Source organism: Lysinibacillus sp. NPDC059133, assembly GCF_042755925.1.
Taxonomy (GTDB): domain Bacteria; phylum Bacillota; class Bacilli; order Bacillales_A; family Planococcaceae; genus Lysinibacillus.
The window spans coordinates 13,352-31,209 of sequence record NZ_JBHZDH010000031.1 but is presented as its reverse complement, the minus strand read 5'-3'; the positions used below and the strand labels follow the sequence as shown (position 1 = coordinate 31,209).

Here is a 17,858-nt window from a genome sequence, read left to right as displayed (position 1 = left end):
CTCGAAATCGAGATAAATAGGAGGAATATAAAATGAATCATTTAAAAGGAATTCACCACGTTACTGCTATTACAAGTAGTGCGGAAGAGAATTATAAATTCTTTACTTATGTGTTAGGGATGCGATTAGTGAAAAAAACAGTTAATCAGGATGATATCCAAACATATCATTTATTCTTTGCAGATGATAAAGGTAGCGCTGGTACTGATATGACATTTTTTGATTTTCCAAACATTCCAAAAGGTGTGCATGGAACAAATGAAATTTCCAAAACTTCATTCCGTGTGCCTACCGATGCGGCATTGGACTATTGGATAAAACGTTTTGATCGATTAAATGTTAAACATACAGGTATACAAGAGCAGTTTGGCAAGAAAACTTTATCATTCATTGATTTTGATGATCAACAATATCAACTTATTTCTGATGAAAACAATACAGGCGTTGCATCAGGCACTCCATGGCAAGATGGACCGATTCCTCTTGAATATGCAATTACAGGCCTAGGTCCAATTTTTATAAGAGTTGCTAATTTTAAATATTTCAAAGAAATGCTAGAGAAAGTGATGCTCTTTACAGAAATTGCGGAAGAAGGGGATTTCCATCTATTTGAGGTGAGTGAAGGTGGAAACGGTGCACAAATTATTGTAGAACTTAATACAGTTTTACCAGTAGCTCGTCAAGGCTTCGGTACAGTACATCATGCTGCATTTCGCGTAGAGGATCGCGCTGTATTAAATGAATGGACTGAACGATTTGAAAGCTTTGGCTTCCATACTTCTGGTTATGTAAACCGTCACTTCTTTGAATCCCTTTATGCACGAGTTGCACCACAAATTTTATTTGAGCTAGCTACTGATGGCCCAGGATTTATGGGGGATGAGCCTTATGAAACTTTAGGTGAAAAATTGTCGTTACCACCGTTCTTAGAACCAAAGCGTGCACAAATTGAAGAGCTTGTTCGTCCTATTGACACTGTAAGAAGTACGATTACGTTCGATAAAGAATAGGAGTAATGCTTTTCATTCCATTCAGTAGAGAAACACAAGCCTCTACTGAATTGGATTACATACTCTTAACAATAATACGATTTCTAAAAAATGATTGGAGGTCAGTTGGATGGAATTTGCAAAGGTAATAGATAAGCGTCGTTCTGCGAATAATTTTATAGAGGGCATCAAGATGAGCGAAGAAGATATACGTCCCATTTTGGAGGATGTTAAGCTTGCTCCATCTGCCTTTAATTTACAGCATGCCAATTACATTGTTGTCTTAGATGAAGCAAAAAAAGAAAAAGTAAGAGAAGCAGCATACGGGCAATATAAAGTGCACTCAGCCTCAGCGGTTATACTTGTTTTAGGAGATAAAGAAGCCTATAAAAATACTGCTAACCTTAATCAAGGGATGGTAGACTTAGGCATTATTAATGCTTGTGAATTAGAAAATATCGTGAATGAAAACGCTAAATTTTATGAAGAACGTGGCGAGGAATTTATGAAGGAAGAAGCCATTCGTAACGCTTCACTTTCAGCTATGTTATTTATGCTAGCAGCCAAAAATCGTGGATGGGATACATGTCCAATGATCGGCTTTGATCAGCAACAAATGAGAGGCCTTTTCAATGTGCCAGAAACACAAGAAATTGCACTAATGATTACAATAGGTAAGGAAAAAGAAGATAGTCGCCGTTTACGTGGTTATCGTAAACCAGTTGAGGAATTTGCAACCTATTATTAGGTCGGTATAAAATAAAAGTGCTTTACAAAAAATAAATTTAATGCACATTTAGGAGGAAATATTGTGAAAGTAGTAGCAATCGTAGGTAGTATCCGTAATGAATCTTATAATTTGCAATTAGCGAAATTTATTCAAAAGCGTTATGCGGAGAAATTAGATCTTGAAGTATTAAGCTTAAAAGACCTACCAATGTATAACCAAGATATCGAAAATGAAGCACCGCAAACAGTATTAGATTTTAAAGCAAAAGTAAAAGAGGCAAATGCAGTTCTTTGGTTGACTCCAGAATATAATGGTACAGTGCCAGGTGTTATGGTTAACGCCATCGATTGGTTATCTCGCGTTGATAAAGTAATGATTGGCAAGCCATCATTCATGATGGGCGCATCAATGGGTAATTTAGGTACTGTTAAAGCACAATTACACTTACGAGATATTTTATTCTCACCTGGAGTAAATTCACCATTACTTAGTGGTAATGATGTTTATATTGGCGCAGTACACACTAAATTTGATACAGAAGGCAATTTAACAGATGAAGGTACTATCAAATTCCTAGATGTAGTTATTGATAACTTCTTAAACTGGGTGAAAAAATACGTTTAAACATTAAAAAATGTCCCATAAGTATAACAATATACTTATGGGACATTTTTGGGTTTATTGGATTTAAGATAGAGGTTAATGGAGCGTAAGAGAAGCGGCTCATCGGAAGCCCCCAGGAAGCTTTGCTCTGCGTGACAGCGACAATGTTTTATCTGTGCGAAAGCGAAGCGACAGCAACAATGTTTTATCTGTGCGAAAGCGAAGCGACAGCAACAATGTTTTATCTGTGCGAAAGCGAAGCGACAGCAACAATGTTTTATCTGTGCGAAAGCAAAGCGGCAGCTACAAATGTTTTATCTGTGCGAAAGCGAAGCGACAGCAACAAAGCGCCCAGCCGGAACGGAAATCAACCCCTCGTAATGGTGATAGGCTTTTATTTAATCGGAATTATTTTTAAAACCTTTTGGAGACGGTATGCAAAAATACCTGCAAATATAGCTAAAATAATATCCTTTGGCAAAGGAGGCATCATCCAAAACCACGCTACTTTATAAGTGAAAGCATCAGGAGCGCTAGCCCATAGCTTATAGGCAAAGTACATCCAATTTGTCCCTAGTAAGTAATTAATAGCTGTTGCAACTATTGCAGCGACTACATAGCTTTTCTTCGTTCCAATACGTTCTACAATAAGCCCCGCGACAAATGCAGCTAATATGAAAGAAACAATGAAACCAAAAGTAGGGCTTAAAATTTGTCCAAAGCCTCCGTTGAAACGAGCAAATACAGGTGCACCTGCTAAACCTATGCACATATAAACCGTACAAGCGAGTGCCCCTTTTCTACTTCCAAGAATAAGTCCTGCTAAAATAGCAAAAAATGTTTGCAATGTGATAGGTACGCCACCAACAACCATGAAAGGTACAATGGACGTGATATTAGCTCCTATCATCATCAATGTTGAAAATAGTCCAATGTATGCAAGATCGACTGTTCTTAATTTATGATGTGTGTGTTCCACAACTGTTGTCATTATTTCACCCCTAAAAGTAATGTTGATAACAATAGTGTAAAAAAATAAACATTTTGTGTCAACTACACAAAAATAAATAGTTAACACAAAATGTTTATCCTGTTTAATCTGATCACTGATTGTTAGTTATAGACTATCGATTAAAATATATGATAGAAACGTCATAATTAAAAACAGATGCTGATGGTATGATATCTTGTATGATGTGTCCTTTAAAAGGGAAGTCGATGCAAAGCCGACGCTGTCTCGAACTGTAACGAGGAGTATGATGATTTAGCCATCGTTCTGAAACACCTCCAAGGAAAGCACTCAGTCGGAACGGAGATCAACCTCTCGCTTTGCCAAAGATCCATACTAGGCTTTAGCACGAATTAAAATAGAATAAATTAAGATACTGCTTTTAATCCTGCCACACCAATGATAATGGCGATGATACTAATAATTCGAGTCAGGTTTTTAGATTCACCGAAGAATATAATATTCACGAGAACAGCCCCAACTGTACCAATCCCAACCCAAACGACATAGGCGATGCTTAACTGTAAATAGTTAAAGGATGCATATAAAAGTGCAAAGGACATTCCGAACCCGCCTACATATATTAATAAATTACGTATAGTTTTTTTCTGGCTATAAAAACGTAAGCCTACAACCCCGATAATTTCCGAAATTGCAGCTAATAAAACAAGTAACCAACCCATTATGCATTAGCACCTTTCTTTTCATCATAATCTTTTGAAGGGTTATCGGCTAAATTAAGACCAATAACACCAAGTACTAAAATAAACATGAAAATTCCTTTAATAGCATTAAACTCACCATCAAAAATAAAAATGTCCATTAACGTAGTACCAATTGTACCGACCCCTGCAAAAGTCGCATAAACTGTGCCTGTAGGTAGGTTTTCACAAGCCTTCGATAAGAAATGAAAATCCAACGCAATTAAGGACACAATAATAATCCAATGCCACCAAGCACTTGCAACATTAAAACCAAATATCCAAAACAATTCAAACAAACTAGTTAATCCAACATAAATCCAATCTTTTTGCATAATTAATTTCCTTTCATTCATCCATGATTATGACTGACATTCAGTCATTTTTTGGTGTAAAAGAGAACGTCACTTAGGCGTGACGTAAACCGAGTGCATGATGTAAAAAGTCGAGGAGCTCAAGCTTTTGAAGTCTAATTGTTTCTTCTTCACTGTCATCATACAAATAAATTTGTTCAGCAGCAGATTCTACTAGACCGATGATCAGTTTAGAAGAACGTGTAGTGTTTAGAGATTCGCGTATCGTTCCTTCATATTGAGCCTCATCTAAGAAATTATTCATCCACTCGTAATAGGGAGCATATATATTTTCCCATTCTTTCATATGTTCAGTTTGTGTAATACCGGCATAGATAAGTGCAAATACATCTCGATATTCCTCTGTTAGTGAAAAAACAATATCTACTAATTTTTCAAGCTGCTTTGCAAAAGGCTCCTGTTTTGAAATACCATCGTTTATAGCAGCAATAATTTTCTCAACCATAACTTTTGCAATGGCTGGCATAACTGAAAGCCGTGATGGGAAATAAAGATAAAATGTCCCTTGCGCTATACCTGCAGCTTTTACGATATCTGAAACCTTTGTCTTTTCAATTCCTTTTTCACGAAAAACTTCAATTGCAGCTTGAATAATTTTCTCTTCTTTTGACATGGAATCCCTCGCTTTTAGCCTGCTTATTTATTATGTTACAAAATAGCTGAAATAAAGTCAATGAAAAATGACTGACAGTCAGTCATTTTGTTTTTGCGTATATATGTTTGTTATTTGGGGAACTTTATGCGTGAAAGGATTTGATGAAAATGGAAGAGATAAAGATTGCACAACTAGATCCGCAACAGCTTGAAAAAATTAATGACTTAGAAAAGAACATTGGAGTGACATTAGTGGCATATGATTCTTCGACAATGCCATCACAGGGCTCGGGTGCCTTTGAGTCAAATAATAGTACTCAAAATCATCCATCATAATTAAGAATAAAATACCTTGCAGCAATGTGAGGTTTTTTTATCTAAAAATAGGGGGTTACAATGATGCAGGATTTCTATGGAGATTTACATATTCATATTGGACGTACCTCAAGTGGACGTGCTGTTAAAATTACTGGCAGCAAAACGTTAACATTAGCAAGAATTTTAGAGACTTCAAGCGCAAGAAAGGGACTAGAGATTATTGGGATTATTGATTGTCAGTCACCAGAAGTAATGGATGAAATGGCAAAGATGATCGAACAGGGCGAACTGAAGGAGTTGGAACAGGGAGGGCTTCGTTTTCAAGAAACTACACTTATACCAGGTTCTGAAATTGAGATTTATGATCAGCATTGCCTAGGACCAATCCATGTGCTTGCCTATTTTCCAACACTTTCGCTTATGAGGGAATTTTCAAATTGGATGTCTAAACATATGAAAAATATCCATTTAAGCTCTCAGCGAATTTATTGTGATGGGCGAACATTGCAGCTAAAGGTTCATGAATTAGGTGGGCTTTTTATTCCTGCCCATGTTTTTACACCATTTAAAAGTCTCTTTGGTAAAGGTGTGTATCGTAGTTTAACAGAAGTTTTTGACCCTCAGCTTATAGATGCGATAGAGCTTGGTTTAAGTTCCGATACGGATATGGTGAGTAACATTAGAGAGCTGCAGGCGTATACATTTGTCAGCAATTCTGATGCACATTCACTTGGAAAAATTGCACGTGAGTATCAAAAATTGAGACTATCTAATGCAAATTTTACAGAATTAAAGATGGCGCTTCATGAGCAACAAGGTCGAGCTGTAACAGCTAATTATGGCTTAAATCCTTTGCTTGGTAAATATCATAAGACTGTCTGTGCAAAATGTGGTGAGCAGCTTAGCAATTTGGCAACAATTTGTACAAACTGTGAAAGCACGCAAATTATTAAAGGTGTTGTAACACGTATAAAGGAGCTTTCAGAGCAAGTGACAGATAAACGTGCACGACCACCATATATTCACCAAGTACCACTAGACTTTATTCCAGGATTAGGGCCGAAAATGATGGAACGATTAGTACAAGCATTTGGTACAGAGATGAACATCTTGCATCGAGTTACGCTAGAGCAACTCGAACAAATCGTGCCTCACAAAATTGCTAAGATGATCGATTTAGCAAGAACGGGACAATTGGCAATCGAAGTAGGGGGTGGCGGCATTTATGGGAAGGTTCAGCTGGAATAGAAAAGGTTCATCACCATAGGCGCATTTCACTGATCCCCAAGGAGTCGCCCAGCCGGAACGAAGACATGGCGTAGATTTTAACAAACGTCATCATAACTTTTGGTGATGAACATTAAAAATAATTACGCTTTTTTAGCCCATTTCCATCTCCTGTATATTAAAATAGTAATTAGTAAAAATTGGAGGGATGGGTGTATGCAATTATCAAAGAAATTTCGATTTTTAGCGGCTAGCATTCTGGCATGTCAATTAGTAGTACCAATAGGTGTAAATGCAGAAGAACAAAAAGACTACATAGCGCCAAGTTGGGTAGTTCAAGCAGATTATGTAGCACTGGGTGATTCCTTAGCACATGGTATGAATGAGGTTGGTATGATCGGGTTAGGTTACACGGATTTTGTTGCACAAGCTTTACAGCAAGATGGTTTCATCACTTCTTATAATAAGGGATTTGCTTATTCAGGCTATACAACGAAAGATGTATTAGAGGATCTACAAAATAATGTGGAAAAGCCAGTGGTAGGATTCGGTTATCAAAGTGAGAAGGTAAAGCTTCACACATCCATTAAAGAGGCTGAAATTATTACACTAACCGTTGGTGCCAATGATTTAATACCTATTTTAGAAGAGTCTCAGGCAACAGGCATTAATGCAGCAATGATGCTAAAAGCTTCCCAGGGGGCAATAAAAAATATTGCTGCTATTTTAGAAGAAATTAAGAAACTTAATCCGAATGCTCAAATTTATGTGATGGGTTATTATAATTCTTTTCCGTACTATAGTGAGGATTTACAGAACCAATTTAAAATGTTATTAAAAGTTATGAATGCAACGATAAAAACAACTGTTGAAAAAGCGGGTGCAGTTTTTGTACCGACATACGATATTGTAGCAAAAGATTTTCCAAGCTATTTACCAAACCCTGATAATATTCATTTAAGTGAAGCAGGCTATTTAGCAGTAGCGAACGAGGCGTTTTTACCAGCGATTAAAACAAGTACGTTATGGGATGTATCAAAAACGATCCAAGCAAACATGATGGATAGTACAACGGTAAAAATAAGCTGGCAGGAAGCAAAGGATAATGTAGGTGTCACTAGTTACAAAGTGTATGTAAATGGTAAGCTAACATTTACACAAAATGCTGAGACACCGACGATAACTTTGGATAATTTAACTGAGAATACAGCATACACAGTAGCTGTTAAAGCGGTTGATGCGGCTGGGAATGAAAGTGTTCAAAGTCCAACAGTTACTTTTACTACGGGAAGAGCTTTAAGCTTTCCTGATATAGAAAAGAATTGGGCAAAGGAGTTTATATTGAAGGCAGCTGAATTGGGTATTATGAACGGGTATCCAGATGGTACGTTTAAGCCTGAGCAATTTTTAACTCGTGCAGAGGCCGTTTCGATGCTTGTTAGAAGTCTCGGTTTAACGACGAAGGAACAGGCACCATTTACAGACATTGCAAGCTATGATGTCGGAACTCAGTCAGAAATTGCAGCAGCTTATGCATATGGGCTAACTAAGGGGATGGATGGGACGTTTAACGCAGGGCTGCCAGTTACTCGCGCTCAACTAGCAGTAATGATTAATCGTGCTTACGAATATCAGCAAAAGCAACCTTATGTGGTGAAAGGGAAAGCTCCATTCTCAGATATTGCCTCTTACGATGAAGAAACAAAACATGCAATCACTATGTTGTATGAACAAGGTATTATTATAGGTAGTGAAGGGGGATTTGCACCCGAGGCTCCTACAAAGCGTGGCCATGCAGCGAAAATATTTATAAATTTTAATAGTCTATTAAAGAAATGAAATCATTCGAGGTAGAGATTGTAAATAGAAATCTCTACCTTTTGACGTTTACATATGTTATTTTTATTGCGATGAATATCTAGTACAATTTAGGGGTTCATCATCAAAAGTTGGAGATGACAATTGTTAAAATATATACCATGTGGATAAGTTGATTGGAGTGGAGGCTGGGTGACTCCTCGGGGATAAGCGGCTCATCGGACGCCCCCAGGAAGCTCTGCGCGAAAGCGTAGCGATAGCAGCCCAGCCGGAACGGAAATCAACCCCACATTATGGCGATGAACCAAATTAGAATTGTAATAATGTTGAAAAGAAATGGATCAAAAGGAGAATGGGATGCTGTCATTTATTTTATCTGCAAAAAGATTGTTAGTAGGCATGTGGAAGTCATTCAAGCGTCCACAGTTTCTATCTTTGTTCACAACATTATTTTTTATCGTTCTTTCAGGGACAATGTTTTATAAAGGGACGGAAGGCTGGTATTGGCTTGATGCCATGTATTTTGCAGTAGTGAGTTTAATTCCCACAGGTGTTGAGACGGGACTGTATCCTACTAGTGATTTTTCAAAGATATTTACGATGATTTATTTAATTGTTGGAACAGGCGTCATGTTTATTACGCTATTAATGCTCGGCCGATCAATAGTCGATTTTACAATTGAGGAAGAAAAGAAAGAACAAGCAAAAAAACGTCTTACAAAATAAAAAAGGCTGGGGCAAAACCCTCCCCTGAAAACTAATAAGCCGTTGAAACAGAGAAAATGATCTCGTTAGATTCTTTAAGACCATTGAAACTTTCTTAACGTTGTTAAAAATGGGGGAATCATCTTGAAAATGGGCTTAGCGTTGTAAATTCGCATTTTCCTGACGCTACCTCCTATATGAAAACTTCACTTTCCACATTAAGAGAATATGAGCCATTCATAAAGCATACCTTTCAATATTCTTATACGAATGGTGGATTAGAAGGGAAAAACAATTTAATTAAAGTGATAAAAGGGATTGCATTTGGGTATCGATCATTCTAGCAATGATCCAAGTCTGAAGAAGAAAGCAGAAAAGAAGAAAGCAGGAGAGTTTATATTCTCTCCTGCAACGTAACTTCTATTCGTCGGATTTAAGTTCACCCACACTAGATGTGAAAGAACCCAATAAAAAAGCAATGACCTTTTTTTATAGTTATGATGTAATCAGTACAAAAACATAATAACCAACCAAAAGATCATTGCAATGGATAACATTATTTGCTTACAACTAAAGGTTTATAAACTTTCTTGTCAAACAAATACATAATATGGCTAAGTACCAAGAAAAATAATATAAGGCCACCGATGTAGACAACGGATTTTGCTCCTATTCTGTCATAGTCAAAGAAAAAGTAAGCATAATGTACTGGTTTCCCATCAATTGACGATATACTGTACACATATCCCATTAGACCTGCGATAGAAGCAAATGCCACATATGAGAGCGGGTATATCAAAACATAATATACATCTCGGTATTTTAAATGATTAGATTCTGTAAATAGAAAATAATCCACAAGGCAAAGAATAGGTGCAATCAAATGTACTGCAAGATTATCAAATTTCCAAAGATAAAAACTTCCACCCATTGTAAAGGTAGTAGGAGCAAGAAGCACCCAATAAACGATAAGTGTTAAAAGTAAATCAATTACACATATCATTTCAAAGCGTGGAAAATAGCCAGCACTTCCCGTCTTACCATCATTTATCAATCCCTTAACTGTACGTATAGTAAGTATACTAAACAAGATCAGTGCTAAAAAATTACTTTGGATAGTATAGTACATAAATGTCTTAAAATCCATATTGCCCGATAGGATGCCCAGACGTGATAATAGACCATATAATACAAAAATAAGGCTACCAATTCTAAATAATAATGCTATAACTCTATTACGTATCATACGATTCCTCCTAATTTATATTACTATTATTTCATCTTAAATTTTTAAATTTATATCATTTTATCGGAGTTTTGTCAAATATTTACCTTTACTTTCATTTGTATTTATTTGGATTTTTAGGTTAATTGTTACTATTCAGCCTTAATGATTAAATAAAAACTATAAATAGACCAGTCTATAGTTGGGGTCATGCACCAGTTTCCCTGCATATTTATTAAGAACATCCATTTCTTTCAGTCTATCAATATCCTTCTTCTTCATAGCCATATACATTACTGCATCTTCTGTACTTTGATTTCTTATGTATGCATTCTTTCCGTCGTTTCTTACTACTATGGCATCTGTATAAAGAACCTGTGAATTCAATAGTTCTTTACTTATGGATGCTATGTATGTCTCTGCTTTTCTACCAAAATCCTGTAAAAAGCTATATACGCTTCCTGTAGATACATTTATACCTTTACTAATTCGATTTAAGAAACTACTTATGCCTTGGATAGACATTGAACCCTCTCCATATAAATCTACAACATAGGATATGCTCGTGTTTCAACAGACATTCAAAATCTTGATTTACAATTAGATGCTCTACAGATAAGGATATTCAAAAAGGCATCCATGATGGAGTTTTTAAACATAAAAACATTACTTCACCAAATTTAGTTGGAACTCAAAATGTAGATGATCCACCTCTTTATGGTACAACTTTCGCCCTTAATGGTTCTTCGCTCTATTTTAATGTCACAATCAATATTGATAACCTAAAAATTGTAAGTAATGCTACTATCCGTAGAAGTACAGCAGTCCATGAATTAGGACATGGTCTTGGTCTCAGTCATGAAAAGCCACCAGTTAATGCGGTTATGAACTCATCCAGAGACAGAACAATAACTTATATTCTACAAACAGATGATATTAAAGGAATAAATACTAAATATCCATTTTAGGGAAGAATATTATTGGGTTAAAAAATCAACAGGTAAATTAATACCAATCTTAACGTCATGTATTGCTCTCAGTGTCATCTTTTTAATTCTTTCAAAGTCACAGTTTATAACAGAAAGAAAGTTCAATCAGCTAATTCCAAGACTTACGAGGTTGAATTTTCTCCTGATTATGAAGTAAATGGCGATATCAAAGCTCTTGTTTCCAATTCTGATTATATCGTTACTTGTCATTACGAGAAATTTGTGGAGAATTGGGATATGGGAGAAAACATAGTTAGTTTATAATACAACCTTTCCATGCACGCTTGCCAATAAAAATAAAAGCCGATGATCCCTAAAGTGTACCCTTTACAAAGGATACACTTTAAAAAACATCGGCTTTTTTTAATTTAAATCATCCTCAAAATTAACACATTCTATTTATTTTTTGTTTATCTTTGCCTCTAATGATAATTTTATATCGTTTTCCACCAATCTTACTTTGAATTTCCTTTGAACTCAGGAATTCATTGATAATCACTTCTATAGGGGGTCCTACCAACAAAAAGCGAAAAACATACGCTAAGCAAATTTCGACATAAAGAAAGCCGATTTTTTTTTCGGTATTGCTGTTGCCCTACTTAGTAATCCAGATTTATTAATTTTAGATGAGCTAACTAATGGATTAGACCCTTCTAGTATCCAAGAAATCAGAGAGTTGATTAAAGAATTACCTAAGTCTGGTATGAGTGTCCTTGTATCCAGTCATTTGTTAAGTGAAATAGATCAAATGGCCACACAAATAGGGATCATTAATAATGGAAAAAGGATTTTCCAAGATTCGATTGAAGAGGAAGTTTACCAGCCATAGACTCATCCATAAATTTATTTTTAAAGGCGTCAGTATATGTAATAGCTCTTTCGCAAACACGTTGTACATTAGGATTCTTTTGAAGAATTTTTATCTCTTTCGTTGAAAATGTTATCTTACTCATATTGTTCCCTTATCCCTGTATCTTGAATTTCAAGTATATAAAAAAATACCTGTAGATAAAACACTCCTTTTCAAGTGTCCTAACTACAGGTACCATATTAATTGAGCGCACTCAATTTCACTTTTTTTATTGTTTGAAGCTAGTTATGTCCCAGCCTCATTCTTTACTTATTTACGATAGTCTAGCAATAATGCCTTCTTCATCATCTAGGACGAGTTCGATGCCTGTTGAAAATGGATCACCATGTAGGACATCTTTAATCCATACACGTAGTGCGCCAATCATTGCTGCTGTATCGAATATCTCGATTTGACCATTAGTTTCAACTTCTGCACCGAAGCCTGTGTCATCATCGTATGTTAGTTCTACAAGTACATCCTCAGGGCGAATGTTTTTATAGTAGGCCTGAGATAAGCAAATTGCATTAATAATATCTTGCTCATTAATTATTTGTGCCATTGTGCTTCCTCTTTACGTTTTTTATCTTTAAACATATTAACAATTTTTACAACTAGCATTATGATAACCATGATGGCTGCAACGTTAATTAATAAGCCTAAAATATTACCAAGCATACCCATACCACCGAAAAGACCTCCGAATAATAAACCAGCTAAGCCACCAAGCATTAAGCCTTTCATAAGGCCGCCTGAGAAGAAGCCGCCTTTCTTAGCTGTTGAATCCGTTTTGTTTGTGCTTTTATTTGTTGTTGTATTATTTTGGTCTTTAGATTTATCCTGAGATTTTTGGAAATTTGAGCTATTATTATTATTGTTCGAGAAGCCTTTTTTACCGGACTTATAGGATTTAGCTTCTGCAGTTGGTGTATCTGAGATGAACAATGTTGCACCTACAGATGCAAACATAAGTGTCGCTGCAAAAAGAGCGGCAAGAATTTTTTTCATTACTTACATTCCTCCAATATAATTTTTAGTTTTGTCATAAACTAATCTTAATAGTAATTTTACATGAACCATCACGAAAAATAAAATAAACGCTTCCATCAATTTAGGTATATCCACAAATTTGAACAACTAGTGACAGTGCTAACCTACCAAATGTTGGACAAGCATTACTTATAACGCATGCCACGTATATCGTTAATTGTAATAGAGTTGGACGCCGCACCCAGTCGGAACGGAAATCAACCCCGCGTTAAGAGGATAAGCCTTAAAAAGGGTATATAAAAAGAAAGGAGTGAAACGATGATTTCAACATTATTACTATTAACTTTAATTTTTTTAATGCTTTATATAACAGAAAAAAGACGTTTTTTCAATGCAGTAGTTCTTGGTCTTTTAGGGCTGTTTATTTTAAGCACAATACTTAGTCATCCTGTATTTCTCCCGAATGAGCAAGGGATCATGTCGAAGATGGGGATAGTCATTATACTTGGTAGTTTCCCGAGTATTATGTTTATTTTATCGATAGCTACGTTTTTTAATAGTAAAGTTTTACTTGAAAAAGAAGGACGTAAGGTACGAAATTTATTGTTGGCTGTTTTTGGTTTGAGTTTTTTTATCATGATGATTTGGTATGTATTTGTGATTTTTATGAATATCGAAAATGATATTTGGCATATTCTTTTCTTCTATGGGTTCTTGGTTTTTGGTTATACAATGTTTTTATATACAAGTATAATGGCCTACGCTACTCTATATCATTTTACGCCTATCCTTTATGAGCCTAGCTATATTATTGTGTTAGGGTCAGGGCTAATCGGAGATAAAGTACCACCGCTTTTAGCTAGCCGTTTAGATGAGGCAGTAAAGCAGTTTCAAAAATATGATGAACGACCTTACATTATCGTCTCAGGTGGACAGGGAAGTGATGAAGAAGTATCAGAAGCATATGCCATGAAAAAATATATAGTTGACGAACATCAAATACCGTCTCAAAAAGTATTTATGGAAGATCAATCGACGAATACTGAACAGAATATGGCATTCTCTAAAGAAATTATGGATAAGCATGCTCAAGGGAAAAAATATCGCTCCTTATTCGTAACGAATAATTTTCACGTTTTTCGTGCAAGTATTTATGCCAAAAAGGCGAAGCTTGATGCACAAGGTGTTGGTTCAAAGACAGCCTTTTATTATGTACCTAATGCGTTTACTCGTGAATTTATTGGTTTATTAGAAATGTATAAATGGATTCATGTCACTGTCTTTTTGTTTATTACATTGTTTATTGGATTAATATTGAGAGCATATGTGTAACCAATTTAGAACTGTCTTCCATATAATAGTGGCAAGGCGCATTTGACGCAATTACGCCAAGGCGAATTGATAGTAGTGTGCGAGGAGGGAAACGAATGTATGGGCAATTTTTAGCAAAAAAAAATAAAGAGCGAATAGGATCCCTACAAAAGCTCGCGCAAACACAAGATACATGTTTTGCGCAAAACATTGATTTGATAACAGTCAAAGAAGTACAGTTAGCAGCCTTGCACAAAATAGTATATCAAGTTGTGCAGGGACTATTGAAAAAAAAACAACAACGACATTTACAAATTATACATCCAGAACAGACACAGTCAGTACAGGAGAATGTGCTAACGCTTTTAGCTGAATATGATGATTTATTGCGTGAAGCAATTCCACTCCCTATCTATATTTTCATTTGGCAAATTTCTTCACTGGAGAAGTTAGCTAATTGCGTTGAAGTTGTTGATGATGTACTTGATATATTGGAATGGTATTTTATTCATCAAAATGAGCAGGTTGAAGCATTTGACGAAGAAGATCTAGATCATGAGGTAATCATTGATTTATACAAAGATGCCATCGAGGAACAGGACGCGGATGCACAATTTCAACTTGGTGAATATTATAGTGCAATTGACGGCTCATACTTCCAACCAGAAAAGTCAGTGAAGTGGTTTGAGTTAGCAGCATCACAAGGTAATGCCGATGCACAATATGCACTTGGTAATTTTTATTTTGAAGGTATAGGCGTACAAGAAAGCTATAATAAGGCTTTTTCGTTGTATGAGGCTGCAGCAAAGCAAGGGCATCCAGATGCCGCGAATAATTTGGCGGATATGTATTTTAACGGAGAGGGAGTACCAGAAAATTTGGTACTTGCGAAGAAGTGGTTCGACTTTGCCGCACAACAAGGTGTGGCAGAGGCCATGTTTACACTCGGTATAATTTACGAGCAGGGACTAGGAGTCGACAAAGACGAGGAGCAAGCATGTAGCTATTATAAAAAATCTGCTGAAGTAGGCTATGTTGAGGCACAGTATAGGCTTGGAGGGATCTATCTAGAGGGTCGGTTAGGGCAACCTAAAGATGTGAACCGTGGATTATATTGGTATGAAAGAGCAGCAAAGCAATATCATGTCGATGCCTTTTATGATTTGGGCTTTATTTGGAGTCAAGGGTTAACGGGTATACGGAATATTGAAAAAGGAATTCATTGGTTTAAACAGGCCGCCCTTCAAGGTGATTCGGAAGCAAAATTACAACTAGGGCACATATACAATAAAGGGGAAGGAATAACTAGAAATATTAAAGAGGCTATAAAATGGTATGGACTTGCAGCAGATGCTGGAGTGGAAGAGGCTGCACTTTTACTGGAACAATTGAAAGGAATCTAAGCATTTTTTATTAAAAAATAATAGGTTTTTAGATTCAATTATCACCTTTTTGTATATAGGCATTAAGTTTTGGTTGGGAGTATCTATTAGGTATATTTTATCAGGTGTAACTAGTTGTAAAAATATCAATATAATAAAGTGGTATTACCTCAAACTAAAACAAGGAAAAAATAAGCAAAAAAAAAACAGAGATGATGACAATTGGCTACCCAAAAGTATTGTGGTAGCTTTTTTTCTGCTTTGATTAATAAGAAAGGTAATAGGTACTTTTCGTTCAATTTATGGTAAAAAATGCATATGTGAAAATTGACAGCTATTTATAAAATGTATAATGTATATGAGGGATTTTGAAAGGCAGTTAGTAGCAATAGCTAATTATAAGGTTACCATTTTTAGTTGATTATAACCCGTAACAGAAGAAAGAGTCATAAGTAATGTATATGGATTTAATATCCTGAGGGGGTTCTCACTAAAAGTTAGGGATGACAATTCTTCAGGATGCGTCCAGAGGGAATGGAAATCAACTCTACGTTATGGTGATGCTTTTTTTATATTATTGGTGAATGGAATTAAATTTTTCTCAGCTTTTAAAAGTACACGGCATGAAAGAGGGTAAATGTGTGATTTTTCAAAAACAGAGAAAGACAACGGCGTTAGATTTAGAGCAATACATTGTAAAAATGGATATAACGAATCGCCATTCAATAAAAAAGCAAATTGATTTGCTTAAATTGACAAAACGGGATTTACAATATTTAAAAGCCTTTCAACCTTTTGTAGAAGGCAATATTGATAACATAGTTATTCGATTTTATGAAATGATTGTAACTGAACGTACTCTAGTAGATATTATTAATAAACATAGTTCTGTAGAGAGGCTGAAAATTACTTTACGACGTCATATTATTGAAATGTTTAATGGTACGATTGATGATGATTTTTATCAAAGGCGCGTTAAAATTGCTAAAGTACATGTCCATATCGGGCTTAAAACACAATGGTATATTTGTGCTTTTCAAGATTTAACAGCATCATTTATTGACTTAGTTGAAGAACATGTTCATCATCCAATGGATCAACTCAATACAATTAGGGCTATCTCAAAAATATCTAATTTTGAGCAACAGTTAGTTTTAGAGGCGTTTGAACATACCATTGATCAACTTCATGAAAAAATAGAACGTAGAAAAGAAGTAATAGAGAAAAAGATTGTAGAGTCTTCGGAATGTCTTGCCACAATATCACAAGAAACGAACAACTCGTTTCATCGCTTAAGTGAACAATCAGATGAAATTAAACAACTAGCAAAAAAATCACTTCAAGTGTCGACTATGGCTGAGAGTCAGGCATTAGAAGGTCGTGAACAATTAAAGAACCAATCGCAAAATATGAGTAATATTATTTACTCACTTGACGATATAGCGGAAAATATTACACAGTTGGCAGATATGTCAAAAGAAATGGAATCGATTATGAATGTTGTGACAAATATTGCTAATCAAACGAACTTGTTGGCTTTAAATGCGGCAATAGAAGCGGCTCGTGCTGGAGAAGCAGGTAAAGGCTTTAGTGTTGTTGCAGATGAAGTGAGAAAACTATCGATTCAAACAAAGGAATCTGTCACATCGGTTGCCACGTTACTACATAAAACGAATGAGCGGACAGTTAATCTTGTTTATTCGCTTAGTAATATTCAAGAAGAGGTAGCTTCCGGTGAGGAAAATATGGTTCAAACGGAAGGACAATTTACTAACATATTGGAAGCTATGACCGAAGCCAAAGAACAAAATGGTCAGATGGAAAAAGAAGTACAAGCAATAGTAGAAGTACTAAGTGAATTAGGTATTGCCTTTAATGAAGTAAAAAATTCTGCGGAAGAACTAGCTAGCTTTGCACAAAATTTAAATTAGTGAAGTGAGAAGCAAGAGACAAAGACAAGAAGGTGCTTCACATTGTAGTGTATAAATAACACTATATCAACTCTTAATATATAATATCAGCTAGGTATCGAATATGTGCTGT

General features: G+C 35.6%; 21 protein-coding genes and 1 pseudogene. 13 read left to right on the top strand and 9 right to left on the bottom strand.

Translation table 11 applies throughout. The annotated features are described in order from the left end of the window. Window positions 1–32 precede the first annotated feature (32 nt). The 3 genes from ACFXN8_RS16160 to ACFXN8_RS16150 all read left to right on the top strand — a co-directional run bounded on the left by ACFXN8_RS16160 (window position 33) and on the right by ACFXN8_RS16150 (window position 2,343). Window positions 33–1,010: a ring-cleaving dioxygenase gene (locus ACFXN8_RS16160; protein ID WP_386846491.1), complete on the top strand. Its 978-nt coding sequence runs from the start codon at window positions 33–35 to the stop codon at window positions 1,008–1,010. A 109-nt stretch (window positions 1,011–1,119) separates the two neighbouring features. Beyond that, a complete protein-coding gene (locus ACFXN8_RS16155) occupies window positions 1,120–1,737 on the top strand; it encodes a nitroreductase family protein (RefSeq protein ID WP_376075573.1) in 618 nt (205 codons plus the stop codon). Between the two features lie 63 nt (window positions 1,738–1,800). After that, the gene (locus ACFXN8_RS16150) at window positions 1,801–2,343 is read left to right on the top strand and encodes an NADPH-dependent FMN reductase (RefSeq protein ID WP_376075572.1); all 543 of its coding nucleotides are present in this window, start codon (window positions 1,801–1,803) and stop codon (window positions 2,341–2,343) included. Window positions 2,344–2,716: 373 nt separating this feature from the next. Here the strand turns inward: ACFXN8_RS16150 and ACFXN8_RS16145 are convergent, their stop codons facing one another. The 4 genes from ACFXN8_RS16145 to ACFXN8_RS16130 form a co-directional block, all read right to left on the bottom strand. Next, window positions 2,717–3,313: a biotin transporter BioY gene (locus ACFXN8_RS16145; RefSeq protein WP_386846488.1), complete on the bottom strand. Its 597-nt coding sequence runs from the start codon at window positions 3,311–3,313 to the stop codon at window positions 2,717–2,719. A gap of 386 nt (window positions 3,314–3,699) precedes the next feature. After that, window positions 3,700–4,014 (bottom strand): DMT family transporter, encoded by a 315-nt coding sequence (locus ACFXN8_RS16140; RefSeq protein ID WP_376075569.1) that lies wholly within the window; start codon window positions 4,012–4,014, stop codon window positions 3,700–3,702. Beyond that, a complete protein-coding gene (locus ACFXN8_RS16135; RefSeq protein WP_376075629.1) occupies window positions 4,014–4,367 on the bottom strand; it encodes a DMT family transporter in 354 nt (117 codons plus the stop codon). Before ACFXN8_RS16135 ends, ACFXN8_RS16140 begins: the two co-directional genes overlap by 1 nt. Window positions 4,368–4,440: 73 nt before the next feature. Beyond that, window positions 4,441–5,019, bottom strand: a complete 579-nt coding sequence (locus ACFXN8_RS16130) for a TetR/AcrR family transcriptional regulator (protein WP_376075568.1) — start codon at window positions 5,017–5,019, stop codon at window positions 4,441–4,443. 149 nt (window positions 5,020–5,168) lie between these two features. Between ACFXN8_RS16130 and ACFXN8_RS16125 the strand changes: the two genes are divergently transcribed. From ACFXN8_RS16125 to ACFXN8_RS16105, 5 genes are all read left to right on the top strand, one after another. After that, window positions 5,169–5,336 carry a hypothetical protein gene (locus ACFXN8_RS16125; protein ID WP_386846485.1) on the top strand — a complete coding sequence of 56 codons (168 nt, stop codon included), beginning with the start codon at window positions 5,169–5,171 and terminating at the stop codon, window positions 5,334–5,336. 63 nt (window positions 5,337–5,399) lie between these two features. After that, window positions 5,400–6,566 carry an endonuclease Q family protein gene (locus tag ACFXN8_RS16120; RefSeq protein ID WP_386846527.1) on the top strand — a complete coding sequence of 389 codons (1,167 nt, stop codon included), beginning with the start codon at window positions 5,400–5,402 and terminating at the stop codon, window positions 6,564–6,566. 195 nt (window positions 6,567–6,761) lie between these two features. Further along, window positions 6,762–8,384: an S-layer homology domain-containing protein gene (locus ACFXN8_RS16115; RefSeq protein ID WP_386846483.1), complete on the top strand. Its 1,623-nt coding sequence runs from the start codon at window positions 6,762–6,764 to the stop codon at window positions 8,382–8,384. 336 nt (window positions 8,385–8,720) lie between these two features. After that, on the top strand, window positions 8,721–9,089 hold the full coding sequence (locus tag ACFXN8_RS16110; RefSeq protein WP_386846481.1) for an ion channel: 369 nt from the start codon (window positions 8,721–8,723) through the stop codon (window positions 9,087–9,089). A gap of 176 nt (window positions 9,090–9,265) precedes the next feature. After that, window positions 9,266–9,412 (top strand): transposase, encoded by a 147-nt coding sequence (locus ACFXN8_RS16105; protein ID WP_386846479.1) that lies wholly within the window; start codon window positions 9,266–9,268, stop codon window positions 9,410–9,412. Window positions 9,413–9,624: 212 nt separating this feature from the next. Here ACFXN8_RS16105 and ACFXN8_RS16100 read toward each other — a convergent pair whose 3' ends face one another. Both ACFXN8_RS16100 and ACFXN8_RS16095 read right to left on the bottom strand, forming a co-directional pair. After that, a complete protein-coding gene (locus ACFXN8_RS16100; RefSeq protein WP_386846477.1) occupies window positions 9,625–10,314 on the bottom strand; it encodes a Pr6Pr family membrane protein in 690 nt (229 codons plus the stop codon). Between the two features lie 159 nt (window positions 10,315–10,473). Then, window positions 10,474–10,818: a hypothetical protein gene (locus tag ACFXN8_RS16095; RefSeq protein WP_386846475.1), complete on the bottom strand. Its 345-nt coding sequence runs from the start codon at window positions 10,816–10,818 to the stop codon at window positions 10,474–10,476. A 74-nt stretch (window positions 10,819–10,892) separates the two neighbouring features. On the opposite strand from ACFXN8_RS16095, the gene ACFXN8_RS16090 reads away from it, so the two are divergent. Next, window positions 10,893–11,261, top strand: coding sequence for a matrixin family metalloprotease (locus tag ACFXN8_RS16090; protein WP_386846525.1), 369 nt, complete (start codon window positions 10,893–10,895; stop codon window positions 11,259–11,261). Between the two features lie 601 nt (window positions 11,262–11,862). Continuing rightward, window positions 11,863–12,087: pseudogene (locus ACFXN8_RS16085) on the top strand (AAA family ATPase); the annotation flags it as partial. Here the strand turns inward: ACFXN8_RS16085 and ACFXN8_RS16080 are convergent. The 3 genes from ACFXN8_RS16080 to ACFXN8_RS16070 form a co-directional block, all read right to left on the bottom strand. Further along, window positions 12,053–12,235 carry a hypothetical protein gene (locus ACFXN8_RS16080; RefSeq protein WP_386846473.1) on the bottom strand — a complete coding sequence of 61 codons (183 nt, stop codon included), beginning with the start codon at window positions 12,233–12,235 and terminating at the stop codon, window positions 12,053–12,055. The pseudogene ACFXN8_RS16085 and the gene ACFXN8_RS16080 sit on opposite strands and share 35 nt — an antisense overlap. Window positions 12,236–12,406: 171 nt before the next feature. After that, window positions 12,407–12,694: a DUF2653 family protein gene (locus ACFXN8_RS16075; protein WP_370082988.1), complete on the bottom strand. Its 288-nt coding sequence runs from the start codon at window positions 12,692–12,694 to the stop codon at window positions 12,407–12,409. Further along, a complete protein-coding gene (locus ACFXN8_RS16070) occupies window positions 12,682–13,140 on the bottom strand; it encodes a hypothetical protein (RefSeq protein WP_376075556.1) in 459 nt (152 codons plus the stop codon). Before ACFXN8_RS16070 ends, ACFXN8_RS16075 begins: the two co-directional genes overlap by 13 nt. Window positions 13,141–13,440: 300 nt before the next feature. On the opposite strand from ACFXN8_RS16070, the gene ACFXN8_RS16065 reads away from it, so the two are divergent. The 3 genes from ACFXN8_RS16065 (at window position 13,441) to ACFXN8_RS16055 (ending at window position 17,746) form a co-directional block, all read left to right on the top strand. Continuing rightward, a complete protein-coding gene (locus tag ACFXN8_RS16065; RefSeq protein ID WP_376075555.1) occupies window positions 13,441–14,454 on the top strand; it encodes a YdcF family protein in 1,014 nt (337 codons plus the stop codon). Window positions 14,455–14,549: 95 nt separating this feature from the next. Beyond that, window positions 14,550–15,836: an SEL1-like repeat protein gene (locus ACFXN8_RS16060; RefSeq protein ID WP_386846470.1), complete on the top strand. Its 1,287-nt coding sequence runs from the start codon at window positions 14,550–14,552 to the stop codon at window positions 15,834–15,836. A gap of 620 nt (window positions 15,837–16,456) precedes the next feature. Continuing rightward, window positions 16,457–17,746, top strand: a complete 1,290-nt coding sequence (locus ACFXN8_RS16055) for a protoglobin domain-containing protein (protein ID WP_386846468.1) — start codon at window positions 16,457–16,459, stop codon at window positions 17,744–17,746. Window positions 17,747–17,858 lie beyond the last annotated feature (112 nt).